The following is a 15389-nucleotide window of genomic DNA, read 5'->3' on the forward strand; positions in this document are numbered from 1 at the left end:
TTTCTCCAGCTTCTTTAATTCATCATTTCCATCACGACGAATATTACGAATAGCAATTTTTGCTTCTTCTGATTCCTTTTTCACCTGTTTAACCAACTCTTTTCGGCGCTCCTCTGTAAGCTGCGGAATAGATAGTCGAATAATATTTCCATCATTTGATGGGTTTAAACCGATATCTGATTTCAGGATGGCTTTTTCAATATCACCAAGAATTGATTTATCATAAGGCTGAATGACTAGAAGTCGTGCTTCAGGAACAGAAACGCCTGCTAATTGATTAATTGGCGTTGGCGCCCCGTAATAATCAACAGTAATCCTATCAAGTAAGGAAGCATTGGCTCTCCCTGCACGGATCGCTGCTAATTCACGAGTATATGCTTGAATTGCTTTTGTCATTTTTTCCTTTGCATTCGCAATTACTTGTTTTGCCATTATTTTTTCCCCCTCACAATTGTTCCGATTGTTTCACCCATAACGGCACGATTAATATTCCCTTGTTCCATAATGGAGAAAACAATTAATGGAATATCATTGTCCATGCATAAAGAAGATGCTGTTGAATCCATTACAGCCAACCCTTCTTTTAAGACGTCTAAATATGATAATTCTTCATATTTTTTGGCATTCGAATCAATACGCGGGTCAGCAGAGTATACACCGTCAACATTGTTTTTCGCCATTAAGATAACTTCCGCTTCTATTTCCGCTGCACGTAAAGCGGCAGTTGTATCTGTTGAGAAATAAGGGTTGCCTGTACCAGCTGCAAAAATAACAACTCGCTTTTTCTCTAGGTGGCGAATTGCTCTTCTGCGAATATATGGCTCCGCTACTTGTCTCATCTCAATTGAGGTTTGAACCCTTGTCTCAACTCCTAGCTGCTCAAGGCTATCCTGAAGTGCTAAAGAGTTCATAACAGTTGCAAGCATGCCCATATAGTCGGCATTTGCTCTGTCCATTCCCATTTCTTCCCCAATCTTCCCACGCCATATATTTCCACCGCCAACAACAACTGCAACCTCAACTCCTAATTGAGCTAAATCTCTTACTTGTGCTGCAACTGACTTAATGACGGCAGGGTTAATTCCAAAGCCTTGCTCTCCTGCTAAAGCTTCTCCACTCAATTTTAAAACGACGCGTTTGTATTTTGGGTTACTCATAAAGACCTCCATATGTAAAAAATCGAAATGCGTAAACGCACTTTGAAAAATAGGGAACACAGTGTGTTCCCTATTTAAGCATATCTTGATGTATTATAGTAAGTTTATTATTTTTTAACCTGGCTCATTACTTCTTCTGCGAAATTGTCTTCACGCTTTTCGATGCCTTCTCCAACTTCGTAGCGAACGAACTCACGGATTTTTCCGCCTTTTGATTCTACAAACTTACCAACTTTTTGGTCAGGGTTTTTAACAAATGCTTGGTCGTTTACACAAACATCTTCGAAATATTTGCTTATACGGCCTTCTACCATTTTTGCAACGATATTTTCAGGTTTTCCTTCATTTAAAGCTTGTTGTGTTAATACTTGGCGCTCACGCTCTACTTCTTCTGCTGAAACTTCGTCACGTGACACATATTTAGGGTTTAATGCTGCAATGTGCATAGATACATCTTTAGCAGCATCTTCATCTGTTGTACCTTCAACTACAGTTAATACACCAATGCGTCCACCCATATGCAAGTATGCGCCAAATGCATCACTGTCTGTTTTTGTATTAACAGAAAAACGGCGAAGTGTAAGCTTTTCACCAATTTTTGCGATAGCAGAATTAATATGAGTTTCAACTGTTGCACCATTATCCATAGTTTGTGCAAGAGCTTCTTCAACTGAAGCAGGCTTTTTCGCTAAAAGATGATCAGCTAATTCTTTAACAAGAACTTGGAAGCCTTCATTTTTTGCAACGAAGTCTGTTTCAGAGTTTACTTCAAGAATAACAGCATCATTTCCCTCAACCTTGATAGATGTAAGACCTTCTGCTGCAATACGGTCACCTTTTTTAGCTGCTTTTGCAATTCCTTTTTCACGAAGGAAATCAATTGCTTTTTCCATATCACCATCAGTTTCTTGAAGAGCCTTTTTACAATCCATCATACCTGCGCCTGTTTTTTCACGAAGTTCCTTAACCATTTGTGCAGTAATAGCCATTATGAAAATCCTCCTTAAATCTTTATGTATTAATATTTTTACCTATATTTTCACATACAAACAATAACTCTTTAAAAAAAGGTGATAAAGGGTGCTCCCTTATCACCTTTATTATTGTTAGCCTTGATTCTTGGCCTAATCCCTCAAAACTTAAATAAGATTTGATTTCATAAACCAGGATCACTTATATTAAGCAGTAGTAACTTCTTCGCCTTGTTTTGCTTCAAGGATCGCATCAGCCATCTTTGCAGTTAATAATTTAACAGCACGGATAGCATCATCGTTTGCAGGGATAACAACATCAATTTCATCCGGATCACAGTTTGTATCAACAATACCTACGATAGGGATATTTAATTTATGTGCTTCTGCAACAGCAATGCGCTCTTTGCGTGGGTCAATGATAAATAAAGCATCTGGAAGAGTCTTCATATCCTTGATTCCGCCTAAGAATTTTTCTAATCGCTCTTGCTCTTTTTTCAATTGAACTACTTCTTTCTTAGGAAGCACTTCAAAAGTTCCATCTTCAGACATTCTTTCAATATCTTTTAAACGTTGAATACGTTTTTGGATTGTTTCGAAGTTTGTTAAAGTACCACCTAACCAGCGTTGGTTAACATAGTACATACCAGAGCGGATTGCTTCTTCTTTAACAGAGTCTTGAGCTTGTTTTTTCGTACCAACGAATAGCATTGTACCGCCGTTTCCAGCAAGTTCTTTAACGAAATTGTAAGCTTCTTCTACCTTTTTAACAGTTTTTTGAAGGTCGATGATATAGATACCGTTACGCTCAGTGAAGATATATTTCTTCATCTTAGGGTTCCAACGGCGTGTTTGGTGACCAAAGTGTACACCAGCTTCAAGCAATTGTTTCATTGAAATGACTGACATTGTTTTTCCTCCTAATGGTTTGTTTTCCTCCGCTTATTTCATTTTCAATCGGGAACTGAAAGGGTTTCAGCACCGTCCGACTAAATCTATAAGCGTGTGTATTAACACCATTTGTTAATATAGCATAAAAATAATGAAGTATCAAGTTATTCCTTAATTGTTTTGATTAAATTTTAATAAAAGATTAATTTCAGTCTTACCTTTATTTAGCTTTTGAGCAATTTCTGTCTCATTATATCCTTGATTTTTTAATAGAAGAATATCATTTAATAATGATTGTTCCTGTGAATTCTCTTTTTCATTTACTTCTGCAAAAATAGGGTCGATTTCTAGCGGCGGCAATTCTATCTCGTCACGTACCGTCCGGTTGGAACTATTACTTGGAACGACAGCACTTTGTTTATAAGCCTTTGCAGCACTATAAGCATTGACTTTTCCCTTTCGGCTATGAAGGCTTATGTTCCTTTCAAGCCCGGGCTCATCTTGAGCTTTCTTAATCGTCTTACGACTTTCTGCATTATTGGATGATTGAGCATTCCGTTCAATATGACCAATTCGTTTAATAAAATCATCGTTTTCTTCCTTCATCTGAACTAAATAAGCAGAAATCACTTCTTCCATTTCTTGAATCATTTTTTCTTGTTTTTTCTCTACTTGTAAAAACCGGTTTTGACGCAGAAATAAAATGATAATTGAAAAAAGGGCAAGAACATTTAAAAACAAGCTAATTAATAATAAAAAAGTGGTCATATAATCCCTCTATCCACTGTAATCAATAATTTTTCCTTTATATGGGTGTTTCTCTTTTTCAACAGGCTTGCTGCTTTTCTTTTTTTGGTGATTTTCTTTATTTTCCCCATTATTGCCATTGCTCTCATCTTGCATTAGTTTGACATTCGCTTTTTGTTCATGTTTTATGACAGTTTCTCTTTGCTGTTTTTCTTCTTTATGGGTTCGCTCTGTGGCAAAATCATTGATGTTTTGGCCTCGCTGCTGCAATTGCTCTTGGATTTTCCCCGCTTCTATTGTCCTTGGTAAAGCAACTTGCATTTCAATCGACTTCAAACTCATAGTTCCACACCCATCTCTAATAAGTCATTTTTACTGTCTATAGAATAGGCTCAGACATGATTTCCCCGCCTTGAAGTAGAAAACGAGCCGATGATTGTTTGTGCTGCAATTGCATAGCATACTTCCCAAAACGCAAAGTAGTATTTGGATATACAGTCTCATAAATATAAATGGAAGAGTCTTGTCTTTCGTTTATTGCTTCCTCCAATTGCCTGAGCTCATCATCTACTTTTATGATCTGCTCAACAATATGTTGTTTTGTAGATCTTTGCTTGAGAATAACAACTTTTTGTTCCTGTGATAAATTCCCGGTTAGCTTTGCAAGCTTCTGCTCAATATTTGATAATTTCTCAAGATTACCATGTAATTTCGCTCTTTCTAAATGTAACTCTTTCTCTCTTTCAGTTAAAGACGTATCTAAATAAGCTTGTAGTTCCGTTTTTGTAAACAAGTGGTTTCCAACTTCTTTTACATGTATTTCTTTATTAGCTGTAAGAATTCCGCCAATTACGAATGCATTTTTGCCTAAAATGGAGGAGCCTGCTCGAATTTTACTGTGTAAAATGGAGGACTCTATGATGACATCGTGACCAGCATGCACATTTGCCTGATTTAAGTAAACTGCCTGAACATTGCCTACGCTTGAGATCATCCCTTTATTTCCTCCTGTAATTCCTCCAGAAATAATGATATTTCCTTCAGCGTGAATATTTGCAGCCTCTACTAATCCGAATATTCTAACATCTCCGCCAGCCTTTATTTCGTATCCGCTAGGTACATTTCCTCTAATAACGACATTGCCAATAAAATCTACATTTCCTGTTTTTAAATCCAAATCACCATTGACTTCAAAAACGGGATTCACGGTGATCATTTTGTCTGTAAGGCTTAATTGACCATCAGAAGTTGAATAAAATCTTGAATTATTTAATATTACATTTTTTCCTGGTCTTATTTTAAGGGGTTTTCCATTTTTAGCGGGAATCCTTTTTCCAAATACATCCATTCCTTCTGTACCTGGAGTGGGCGGGACAACTGAAGCAAGAGGCTGGCCACTTGAAACAGATGGGATTTGAAGAACTTTTCGGAAGTTAAATTTTTCTCTTACCTCTTTTTTGTCATGTTGAACTTCATTTAGAAGGTAGGCATCCACCCCATTTTTAGGCGGGATGCCTTCAGCAATAATGGATGGATAACTTAAGGATTGTGGGTTTTCACAAATCTGATTCATCACATCCTCAATGATTCCGAAAGATATCTTTTCTTTAAAAAGAAATTGTTCAATATCACTCTTTTTAATGGAAAAGTCATTTTCTACATTCGAAACTAAATCAATTTTTGCTGTTAAACGATCCTTCGTTATAATTATTCGATAATGCTCTTCCATTTAAGCTTCCTCCTTCATAAGTGGCAATCCTAAATAACTTTTATTAATGCATTTCTTAGTTTAAAAATTGCCTTTGAATGAATCTGTGAAATTCTTGAAGTCGATAGACCCATCACTTGACCAATTTCTGTTAAAGTCAATTCTTCTTTATAAAACAAACTTATCACAAGCTGTTCTTTTTCATTGAGTAAAGAAATCATTTCAATCAGCTCACGAATCATTTCATCTTTCACTATTTTCACTTCAGGAATTTCCGCACGATCATCTTTAATAATATAAGAGTTGCCCTCTTTATCATCTTGATCATTTAACTTTTCATCCATTGAAAGAATGTTTGCAAAAAAATGTTCATTTATTACAGATTGCACTTCTTCTTCACTCATATTTAGTTCAGAGGAGATTTCCTCAATACTAGCATTTCTCATCAGACGCTGCTCGAGTTTTTCAATTGCAGCTTCAATTTTTTTCGCCTTTTCCCTCGTATTCCGCGGGAGCCAATCCTCTTTTCTTAAACCGTCTAAAATAGCACCTCTAATTCGGAAGGATGCATATGTATCAAACTTTAGATCCCGATTTGGATCGAATTTTTCCAAGGCATCATATAATCCCATCATCCCCAAACTTCGTAAATCATCTCGTGAAACATTTCTAGGAAGATTTACGGAAATCCGCTGGACATGATAACTCACTAGCGGCATATATTTTTTTACAAGGTAATCCCCTGCTTGATTATCACGTGAGCTGACCCAATTATGCCAATATCGTTGGTCCTCTGTCGTTTGATGCGCCATGGTCATCCTCCTCAAACGTTTCCTATTCCTTGAATGATCATAAATACTCTAGTCAAAAACAATCCATTACCGAATATAGTAAAAAAGGAAAAACAGCCATCTCGCTTTGAAAGAAGCTGACTAAATTTCCTGTACACCCTTATTTACTGTCCGGATATGCAAAATGCATGTCTGCGGATTGAATTCTATCGTTCTTCCGCTATTTCCGCCGACATCTTCAGAAACAATTGAAATTTTAAGTGATGATAGCTCTGCCTTTACAGCTTCTACATTTCTAGGACCAATCCGCATAACATCACTGCCTGAAGAAAAATGAAACATTTGAGCCCCGCCTGCAATTTTTGCCTTTAAAGAATACGCTCTTGCACCATTTTGAATAAGTTTCGACACTAATTCTTTCACAGCTGTATCTGCATATTTGGCAATATTTATATTGCCAGCCTTTGCAAGGGTCGAATCAGGAAGCATAATATGTGAAAGTCCTGCAATTTCCCGCTGCTGATCATATACCACCACTCCAACACAAGAACCTAATCCAGAGGTGCGTATCGTATTAGGGGTTTTAACAATATTCAAATCTGCAATTCCCACTTTAATAACTTCTTTACATTCAATCATTTTGTTAAACTCCCAAAGATTTAAAAATTGTATCGAAGGATTCTGGATCCGGCAGTAAGAAAAAATGACCCTTTACTGTTTCTTTATCTGCCCCATCATCATTAAGTGCTGTATCAATAACAATGGCGAAATCGCTGACTTGTGATAATTCGATCAGTCCATAGCTTATTATTGCACCAGCCATATCGATGCTTAATGCTGGTACAGAAGGATATAATGATAAATTCGTGAAATCAGAAAGAGAGGATAAATACGATCCGGATAAGATGTTTCCAAGCTCCTGATAAGCAGATAATCCCAATTCATTATAAGGCTGAGAATCAAAGCTAAAGCTTTCATCCCCGATCATTTCCCGAATAAATCTAGAAGCCTGTTCAACCGGCAAGACAAAAAACATGCTGCCAGGGGCATCACCTTCAATTCTGAGGAACACCCCTGCAACAACATTATCTGCTCCGCCCATCATATTCATCATTTCATCAAATGAAACGATTCTGACGTCTGGCACTTTCATGTCGATTTTTTTATTTAATAACTTAGATAGCGCAGTAGCAGCATGTCCAGCCCCAATATTTCCAATCTCTTTCAATATATCGAGGTGCATTGATGAAATTTTTTCAAGAAAATTCATTTGTTCATCCTTCATTTCCTAGTAAACTTAAACGTTCTTCTGTATTTAAGATCTTTTCAAGGTCAATTAGTATTAATAAACGATTTCCGATCTTAGCAACACCATTAATATAATCAGCCTCAAGCACACCTACAACTTCGGGTGGCGGTTCAATAGAGTGAACTGGAATGTCGATAACATCATTAGCTAAATCAACGATGAAACCGACCTCTAAATCATTAAGACCTGCAATGATGACTCGGGTACTGTCCGAATAGCCTACTTCATCAAGCCCAAATCTGCTGCGAAGATCAATGATTGGCGTTATGACTCCTCGAAGGTTAATGACCCCTTTAATAAACTTTTCTGTTCCTGGCACTCTCGTAATATGCTCAATTTTCTCAATGGACCGAACTTGATTTACTGGGATTGCATACTCCTTATTCATAAGCTGAAAAACGATTAATTTAATATCAGAAGCTATTGTCTCAGCCATCCTGACCCACTCCTTACTAGACAATCGAAAATTTATGGTACGAAGAAAACGGTTTACTTAATTAACGAGTTGCAATCTACAATTAATGCTACCTGACCATCACCAAGGATAGTAGCCCCAGAGATAGCAAATACATTTGTTAAATAGTTACCGAGAGACTTTAAGACAACTTCCTGCTGGCCAATAAAAGAATCAACAACAAGTCCAGCCATCTTGTCCCCTTTTCTAACAATGACAACAGAGTAAAATTCATCCTCTTCTTCAAAAACCGGTACCTCGAAGATTTCTTTTAGGAAAAGAAGCGGCACAACCTTGCCTCTAAAATCGATGACTCTTTGATTATGGGCATTTAGAATATCAGATTTTTTCACAATGGCTGTTTCAATAATTGAAGATAAAGGGATAGCAAATTTTTCTTTTTGTATTTCAGTAAGCATGACCGAAATAATCGATAAAGTAAGCGGCAATTGGATCGAGAAGATCGAGCCTTTGCCTAGGGTTGAATCGATTGATATGGTACCGCCTAATGATTCAATTGTGCTTTTTACAACGTCTAGACCTACTCCTCGGCCTGAAACGTCAGAAATCTTCTCGGCAGTTGAGAAGCCAGAAGCAAGTATAAGCTCAAACACTTGCTTGTCAGTCATCGTTACAGCTGCCTGCCCGGTGACGATTCCATTTTTAATCGCTTTTGCAAGCACCTTATCCCGATTAATTCCAGCACCATCATCTTCTATTTCAATAAAGACATGATTTCCACTATGGTAAGCTTTAAGAATAACTGTGCCTTCTTCGTTCTTTCCGTTAGCTTTTCTAATTTCAGGTGTTTCAACCCCATGGTCAAGGGCGTTTCTAATTAAATGGACGAGCGGATCGCCAATTTCATCAATAACTGTTCTGTCTAATTCCGTTTCAGCCCCGATTATCTCAAGATTGATCTTCTTGTCCAAGTCACGGGCTAATTGACGAACCATCCGCGGGAATCGATTAAATACTGTTTCCACAGGAACCATGCGCATGTTTAAAATAATATTTTGTAAATCACCTGAAATTCTAGTCATATGCTCAACTGTTTCATGCAGCTCCTGATTATTTAAATCACGGGAAATTTGTTCAAGACGCCCCCGGTCAATGACTAATTCTTCAAATAAATTCATTAAAATATCAAGTCTTTCAATATTTACCCGGATTGTTTTACTACTAGAGTTTTTAGCTGATGAAGAAGATGCTCCGGCCTTCTTTTCTTCCTGCTGCTTTGCAACACTATTTTCTGCCGTTTCCTTTTCTTCGAAAATTGGCCCGTTGCTCTTAATTAATTCAGGTGCATCTAACTCAGATTGACGAATGGCTTCCAATGATAAAATATGAACATCAACTCTTTCTACCTCAGAAACCTTCATCACTTTCTTATGAATATCTTCTTTAACTTCTTTAGATACGATTGTGACTGTAAATTCTTGATCAAATTGTTCTTCCTCTAATTGCTCAACCGAGGGATTTGCCTTAATCACTTCACCGATTTTTTCAAGAATTTCAAAAACCATAAACACTCTTGCTGCTTTCAGTAAACAATCTTCTCTCAATGAAACCGTTACTTCAAAAGTTTCAAAGCCCTGTTCCTTTGATTGCTGCATAACAGTCAGTTCAAACTCATCATAAACACTTTTAACTGTTGGTTTATGCTCTGCAACAGCAGCTGCCACCTCGGATTTTGCTATTTGGTTTACGCTTTCTCCCTTTTCTATCATTAATAATTTTTCTACTACTTCTGCTACGTCTCTTTTTCCGTCTCCGCCTTCTGCAATTGATTGGACCATTGCTTCAAGGTCATCAACAGCAAGGAAAATGACATCAAGTATCTCAGGATTAAATGTAAGCTTATGATTTCGAATGGCGTCAAGAACATTTTCCATTTGATGGGTTAATTTTGCTAAGTCTTCATATCCCATCGTTGCTGACATTCCCTTTAACGTATGTGCCGAGCGGAAAATTTCATTAACAATCGAAATATTCTCTGGGTTCTTTTCAAGCTCAAGCAGCTGTTCATTACAAGCTTGCAAATGCTCTTTACTTTCCTCAATAAAGACTTCTAAATATTGGTTCATATCCATGAGCCCTCAGCCCTCCGCATTAAACATATTTCAAAATTGAATCTGCAATTTTATCCACATCTTGAATTTCATCTATTAATCTTGTAGCAATAGCAGCTTTTGGCATTCCAAAAACGATTGACGTTTCTTGTGATTCAGCGATGGCAGTTACTTTACCGGAATTTTTAAGAGTAATAAGTCCATGTGATCCATCTGACCCCATTCCAGTCATGATGACAGCTACCTTCTTGTAATCCTTAATTTCGCTTACTGATTCAAAGAGGACATCCACTGCAGGTCTATGGCCATTTCTTAAATCTGATTTTTCCAAGCATGTAAGCAAATTATTGCCCGATTGCTTTACTTTTAGATGAAAACCGCCCGGAGCTATATAGGCAGTTCCCTTTTGAACAATTTCACCATCGATTGCTTCTTTTACAGATATTCCACAAAGTGAATCCAATCTGTTTGCTAATGATTTCGTAAATCCAGCGGGCATGTGCTGAACGATAAGGATGCCAGCATCAATAGTAGACGGAATTCTGGTTAAGACCTTTTGCAGAGCTCTCGGGCCACCTGTAGATGTTCCAATACAAATTATTTTTTTTGTATATGGATTCCTAATATTATTACTAGTTTCACTTAGTTCTATTTTACTATATCTTTCTTCATGTTTTATAGATAAATTTCTATTAGATGCTAAATTTATCAAATGTTTCCTGCTTACTTTGCTTGCTAAGATGACTTTTTGAACTAATTCTTCTTTAATTTTATGTAAATCGAGAGATATCGCACCTGAAGGCTTAGCAATAAAATCAAAAGCGCCATTTTGTATAGCTGTTAACGTGTTTTCTGCACCTTCTTTTGTCGTACTAGAAAGCATAATAACTGGAACTGGATGTTCAATCATAATTTGTTTAAGAGCATCCAGTCCATTTAATAAGGGCATTTCAACATCCATTGTGACAACATCTGGATTCAATTCTCTTACCTTTTTTAGTCCATCTTCACCATTTCTCGCCGTTCCAATTACTTCTATTCGGGGGTCTGCTTTAAGAAAATCAGAAATTAGCTTCCTCATAAAGGCCGAATCATCTACAACTAGTACATTAATTTTTCTCAATGAGGACGCCTACCTTTCGAAGAGAAATCGCTTTAGTTTTGTTATAAATGGAAAGCCATTTACTGACTGTTTATCTTGAAAATGCCTGTCTTTATACCGTTCAGCAATTTCAATAATTGACTTTGAAGCTGGGGACTTTTCATTATTTAGAATAAAAGGGGTTTGCCTTCTAACAGCTTGCTGGATCGCTCGGTCATCCGGGAGCATTCCAAGATAGAAGGATTCCCTCCCAAGAAAATTCTGCAATACTTTAGAAATACGGTTATAGGTAATTTGCCCTTCCTTTTCACTCTCGACTCGATTAATGACAATATAGTAGGGGATTGAAGAGTCAACTAAATGAATGTGTTTCAGCATCGAATAGGCATCTGTAATCGCTGTAGGTTCTGAGGTTGTGATACACACAATCTCTTGAGCTGAAAGGATAAATTTAATTGATTCATTTGTAATACCAGCACCCATATCAAAAATGACATAGTCATATTCACAAAATAAAACAGAGAGCTCTTCTGTAAAATGTTCTACCCTGTTTTCATCTAAATGTACGATGTGGGAAAGTCCAGAACCACCTGCAATATATTTTAGCCCCTCAGGACCATGCATTATCGCTTGCTTTAATGAAACTCGTCCTTCAAAATAATCAACGATTGAATACTCTGATGACGTTCCCATCAATATATCGAGATTACCCATGCCTAAATCCATATCGAAAAGTAGTACAGCGAATCCCTTCTTCGTTAAGGATATTGCAAAATTGAGAGAAAAGTTAGATTTACCTACTCCTCCCTTACCGCTTACAACCGCTAACGTTCTAGGATTTTTCCTTAATTTATTTGCTCTTAATCGTAATCGTAATTCTTCTGCCTGGTCTTTCATTTTATTCGACCCCAATAATGGTTTTTGCTATTGTACTTGGCTTTACTTCAATCATATCGTCTGGAACATTTTGACCATTTGTCATATAGGCAACACCCTTGTTGTATTTTGTGATCAAATTATACATCGCTCCGTAGCTAGAGGTTTCATCCGCTTTTGTAAAAATAAATTTATCAATTTCTATAATTGAGAACTGTTTATATATATCTTCCATATCCCTTTGTTTTGAAGTAAGTGAGAGAACTAGATAGGTTTCCATGTCATGATCAAAATCAATTACCTGTTTTAAATCTTCTACATACTGCTTGTTTCTAAAGTTTCTGCCTGCTGTATCAATTAGAACAAGATCATAATCATTGAACTGATTTGCTGCCTTTTTAAAATCATCAACTGTATAGCAAACTTCCATTGGCACATTTAAAATTTTTGCATATGTTTTTAATTGGTCAATCGCTGCAATACGATACGTATCTGTAGTGATAAAGGCAACTGTCTTTTTATGATTGATCACACATTCAGCTGCAATCTTGGCCAGAGTGGTTGTTTTTCCGACACCTGTAGGTCCGACTACATTAATATACTTTTTCTTAAAGGAAATTCCTCCAAATGGTATTTCAGTAAGCTGGTCAGCCATGTACCTTTCTAGCCAAGAATATACCTCATTAATCGATGCATTTGCCCCATTTACATACCATTTTTCAAGAAGTAACGTTAGTATTTTGTTCTGAATGGATTCTTGAATGTCCTGTTCCTTTAATAATTTCTGCATCAGCTTTAAGTGTTCAGGGTAGACAGGTCCTAATTCCGAATTCGAAACAGACATTGCCTTTAGCTGTAACTTTAATTCATTGATTTCTTTCATTACGTCATCAGAAGGCTTATTATTTTCACTATTAATATTATATTTCATTACGTTCTCTATCTTAAAATTCCGATTCGAATCCGGAGTGGCCGAAGACTTTGTTTTTGTGATTGATTTCGGTTGGGAACCTCCCAGTTGATCAGTAGCTGCAATTACTTCGATATTACGTTTTTTGAAAAGCCCTAGAAAACCGCCAGAATGAACCTCTCTCGAATTTAAAATAACTGCATCACTCCCAAGCTCTGCTCGGATATGCTTCATGGCTTCAGACATGGAAGGAGCAATAAATTTTTTTACCTTCAATCTAAATTCACCACCCCTACACTCTGTACTTCTACATTTGCTTCAAGTTCGTTGTACGAAAGAATTGGAATTTGCGGGAAATATCTTTCGGTTAATTGACGTACATACATTCTTACTGCAGGTGAACATAATACAATCGGTGTTTGTTCCATTAAAGACAATTGCTCTACCTGTGAAGCGATTGATTCTAAGACGGATTGGGAAACAGTCGGATCCATCGATAAATAATTACCATGTTCCGTTTGTTGGATCCCTTCAGCAATTAGTTTCTCCACTTTCCCGGAAAGTGTTACCACTTTCAGTGATTCAGCTCCTTGAGAAAATTGATTTGTGATTTGCCTTGCTAATGCTTGCCGTACATATTCTGTAAGTAATTCAGTGTCGCTAGTTACTTTTCCAAAATCAGCTAGTGTCTCGAAGATGATTGGCAAGTTTCGAATGGATACATTTTCTTTTAACAGCTTTGCCAGTACTTTCTGCACTTCTCCAACTGATAGTGGGTTTGGTGTAACTTCCTCAACAAGAATTGGATAGCTCTCATTAAGGTGATCTATCAATTGTTTCGTTTCTTGTCGTCCGATTAGTTCATGCGCATTTCCCTTAATCACTTCTGTAATATGAGTTGAAACGACAGAAGGCGGATCCACTACTGTATAGCCAAATATTTCTGCCTGTTCCTTCATATCCTCTGTAATCCATTTAGCTGGCAGTCCAAAGGAAGGTTCAATCGTATCAATGCCTTCAATTGAATCGTCATCAATACCAGGGCTCATCGCTAAATAATGATCAAGCAGCAGCTCGCCCCTAGCCATTTCATTTCCCTTGATTTTTAGTCTATATTCATTGGGCTGCAGCTGAATATTATCTCGTATTCGTACCACTGGAATAACTAAACCTAATTCAATCGCTAGCTGCCTTCTTATCATAACGATCCGATCAAGGAGATCTCCGCCTTGGTTGGCATCGGCTAACGGAATAAGCCCATATCCAAATTCAAATTCAATTGGATCCACGTTTAATAAACTAACAACGCTTTCCGGACTTTTCATTTCACCGGCTTCTTGTTCTTCATCGATTTCCAGCAGCTGTTCCTTTCCTTGCTCAGGTGTACGGTTTATCATATATCCCCCAAAACAAAGAAGCGCCGCAATTGGAATCGTTAGCAAATCACTAATTGGAGTAAACAGCCCTAATAAAAATATCGTTCCCGCAGTAACATATAGCATTTTTGGAAATGCAAATAATTGAGTTGTAATATCTTTACCAAGATTTCCGTCCGAAGCTGCTCTTGTTACAACAATACCTGTTGCAGTCGAAATAAGAAGTGCAGGAATTTGGCTAACTAGGCCATCCCCTACCGTTAATAGTGAAAATTTTGAGGCAGAATCAGCTACCGACAGTCCTAGCTGCATTACACCGATCACAATCCCAAAAATCAGGTTGATTAAGACGATAATGATTCCTGCAATTGCATCCCCTTTAACGAATTTACTTGCACCATCCATTGAACCATAAAAATCCGCTTCTCTACTTACCTTTTCACGGCGTGCACGGGCTTCTTGCTCTGAAATCATACCAGCATTTAAATCGGCATCAATACTCATCTGTTTCCCTGGCATCGCATCAAGGGTAAATCTTGCAGCGACCTCAGAAACACGCTCAGCTCCTTTTGTAATAACGATAAATTGAATAATGACCAAAATTAAAAATACAACTAGTCCGACAACAAGATTCCCACCGACAACGAACGTACCAAAAGTATGGACAACTCCGCCTGCATCACCTGTTGAAAGGATCGAACGTGTTGTAGATACATTTAATCCTAATCGGAAAAGTGTCAATAATAACAATAATGATGGAAATATCGAAAATTGAAGCGGCTCACTCATATTCATTGTCGTCAGTAAGACTATGAGTGCCAATGTAATATTAATTAAGATTAGTATACTTAGAAGCCACGTTGGAAAAGGGATAATAAGCATAGCTACAATTAAAATGACGGCTACTAATACGGATAAATCTCTTCCTGACATAAAATTCCTCTCCTAAAAAGAAAAACCTGGCTAAAGCTGATTGACTATTCGTATCCAAAGTTTTTCTAAAGCACTCTATAAATGTATAGAGA

16 protein-coding genes are annotated in these 15389 nt (G+C 37.2%); all 16 read right to left on the reverse strand.

The window, feature by feature from the left end; all coding sequences use genetic code 11:
* On the reverse strand, positions 1-432 hold a 432-nt coding region (frr, locus tag V7127_RS06205; protein WP_335484329.1), incomplete at its 3' end, for a ribosome recycling factor.
* Positions 432-1157 (reverse strand): UMP kinase, encoded by a 726-nt coding sequence (gene pyrH, locus V7127_RS06210; protein ID WP_335346555.1) that lies wholly within the window; start codon positions 1155-1157, stop codon positions 432-434. The genes pyrH and frr, both read right to left, overlap by 1 nt.
* 107 nt (positions 1158-1264) lie before the next feature.
* Positions 1265-2146 (reverse strand): translation elongation factor Ts, encoded by an 882-nt coding sequence (gene tsf, locus V7127_RS06215; RefSeq protein WP_335484331.1) that lies wholly within the window; start codon positions 2144-2146, stop codon positions 1265-1267.
* A 189-nt stretch (positions 2147-2335) separates the two neighbouring features.
* Entirely contained in the window at positions 2336-3037 is a 702-nt protein-coding gene (gene rpsB / locus V7127_RS06220) for a 30S ribosomal protein S2 (RefSeq protein WP_335353175.1), read from the reverse strand.
* Positions 3038-3190: 153 nt separating this feature from the next.
* Complete coding sequence (locus V7127_RS06225; RefSeq protein WP_335484333.1) at positions 3191-3787, reverse strand: hypothetical protein; 597 nt, start codon at positions 3785-3787, stop codon at positions 3191-3193.
* Between the two features lie 9 nt (positions 3788-3796).
* Positions 3797-4108: a hypothetical protein gene (locus V7127_RS06230; RefSeq protein WP_335346238.1), complete on the reverse strand. Its 312-nt coding sequence runs from the start codon at positions 4106-4108 to the stop codon at positions 3797-3799.
* Between the two features lie 37 nt (positions 4109-4145).
* The gene (locus tag V7127_RS06235; RefSeq protein ID WP_335484335.1) at positions 4146-5495 is read right to left on the reverse strand and encodes a DUF342 domain-containing protein; all 1350 of its coding nucleotides are present in this window, start codon (positions 5493-5495) and stop codon (positions 4146-4148) included.
* A 29-nt stretch (positions 5496-5524) separates the two neighbouring features.
* Complete coding sequence (locus V7127_RS06240; protein WP_335346240.1) at positions 5525-6286, reverse strand: FliA/WhiG family RNA polymerase sigma factor; 762 nt, start codon at positions 6284-6286, stop codon at positions 5525-5527.
* Between the two features lie 120 nt (positions 6287-6406).
* Entirely contained in the window at positions 6407-6904 is a 498-nt protein-coding gene (locus tag V7127_RS06245; RefSeq protein ID WP_335346241.1) for a chemotaxis protein CheD, read from the reverse strand.
* Positions 6905-6908: 4 nt separating this feature from the next.
* The gene (locus V7127_RS06250) at positions 6909-7535 is read right to left on the reverse strand and encodes a chemotaxis protein CheC (protein WP_335346242.1); all 627 of its coding nucleotides are present in this window, start codon (positions 7533-7535) and stop codon (positions 6909-6911) included.
* 4 nt (positions 7536-7539) lie between these two features.
* Entirely contained in the window at positions 7540-8010 is a 471-nt protein-coding gene (locus V7127_RS06255) for a chemotaxis protein CheW (RefSeq protein ID WP_335346243.1), read from the reverse strand.
* 53 nt (positions 8011-8063) lie between these two features.
* Positions 8064-10121, reverse strand: a complete 2058-nt coding sequence (locus V7127_RS06260; protein WP_335484337.1) for a chemotaxis protein CheA — start codon at positions 10119-10121, stop codon at positions 8064-8066.
* 19 nt (positions 10122-10140) lie between these two features.
* Positions 10141-11223 carry a protein-glutamate methylesterase/protein-glutamine glutaminase gene (locus V7127_RS06265; RefSeq protein WP_335484339.1) on the reverse strand — a complete coding sequence of 361 codons (1083 nt, stop codon included), beginning with the start codon at positions 11221-11223 and terminating at the stop codon, positions 10141-10143.
* A gap of 9 nt (positions 11224-11232) precedes the next feature.
* Positions 11233-12099: a MinD/ParA family protein gene (locus tag V7127_RS06270; RefSeq protein ID WP_335484341.1), complete on the reverse strand. Its 867-nt coding sequence runs from the start codon at positions 12097-12099 to the stop codon at positions 11233-11235.
* 1 nt (position 12100) lies between these two features.
* Entirely contained in the window at positions 12101-13264 is a 1164-nt protein-coding gene (gene flhF / locus V7127_RS06275; RefSeq protein WP_335484343.1) for a flagellar biosynthesis protein FlhF, read from the reverse strand.
* Positions 13261-15297 carry a flagellar biosynthesis protein FlhA gene (gene flhA / locus V7127_RS06280; protein ID WP_335484345.1) on the reverse strand — a complete coding sequence of 679 codons (2037 nt, stop codon included), beginning with the start codon at positions 15295-15297 and terminating at the stop codon, positions 13261-13263. Before flhA ends, flhF begins: the two co-directional genes overlap by 4 nt.
* Positions 15298-15389 lie beyond the last annotated feature (92 nt).

Source organism: Bacillus sp. JJ1773 (genome assembly GCF_036962035.1).
Taxonomy (GTDB): Bacteria; Bacillota; Bacilli; order Bacillales; family Cytobacillaceae; genus Cytobacillus.

What these genes read in the sequence shown, in the direction of transcription:
- pyrH (WP_335346555.1), bottom strand. Translation starts at nt 1,157, where the DNA reads ATGAGTAACCCAAAATACAAACGCGTCGTTTTAAAATTGAGTGGAGAA.
- tsf (WP_335484331.1), bottom strand. Translation starts at nt 2,146, where the DNA reads ATGGCTATTACTGCACAAATGGTTAAGGAACTTCGTGAAAAAACAGGC.
- rpsB (WP_335353175.1), bottom strand. Translation starts at nt 3,037, where the DNA reads ATGTCAGTCATTTCAATGAAACAATTGCTTGAAGCTGGTGTACACTTT.
- V7127_RS06225 (WP_335484333.1), bottom strand. Translation starts at nt 3,787, where the DNA reads ATGACCACTTTTTTATTATTAATTAGCTTGTTTTTAAATGTTCTTGCC.
- V7127_RS06230 (WP_335346238.1), bottom strand. Translation starts at nt 4,108, where the DNA reads ATGAGTTTGAAGTCGATTGAAATGCAAGTTGCTTTACCAAGGACAATA.
- V7127_RS06235 (WP_335484335.1), bottom strand. Translation starts at nt 5,495, where the DNA reads ATGGAAGAGCATTATCGAATAATTATAACGAAGGATCGTTTAACAGCA.
- V7127_RS06240 (WP_335346240.1), bottom strand. Translation starts at nt 6,286, where the DNA reads ATGGCGCATCAAACGACAGAGGACCAACGATATTGGCATAATTGGGTC.
- V7127_RS06245 (WP_335346241.1), bottom strand. Translation starts at nt 6,904, where the DNA reads ATGATTGAATGTAAAGAAGTTATTAAAGTGGGAATTGCAGATTTGAAT.
- V7127_RS06250 (WP_335346242.1), bottom strand. Translation starts at nt 7,535, where the DNA reads ATGAATTTTCTTGAAAAAATTTCATCAATGCACCTCGATATATTGAAA.
- V7127_RS06255 (WP_335346243.1), bottom strand. Translation starts at nt 8,010, where the DNA reads ATGGCTGAGACAATAGCTTCTGATATTAAATTAATCGTTTTTCAGCTT.
- V7127_RS06260 (WP_335484337.1), bottom strand. Translation starts at nt 10,121, where the DNA reads ATGGATATGAACCAATATTTAGAAGTCTTTATTGAGGAAAGTAAAGAG.
- V7127_RS06270 (WP_335484341.1), bottom strand. Translation starts at nt 12,099, where the DNA reads ATGAAAGACCAGGCAGAAGAATTACGATTACGATTAAGAGCAAATAAA.
- flhA (WP_335484345.1), bottom strand. Translation starts at nt 15,297, where the DNA reads ATGTCAGGAAGAGATTTATCCGTATTAGTAGCCGTCATTTTAATTGTA.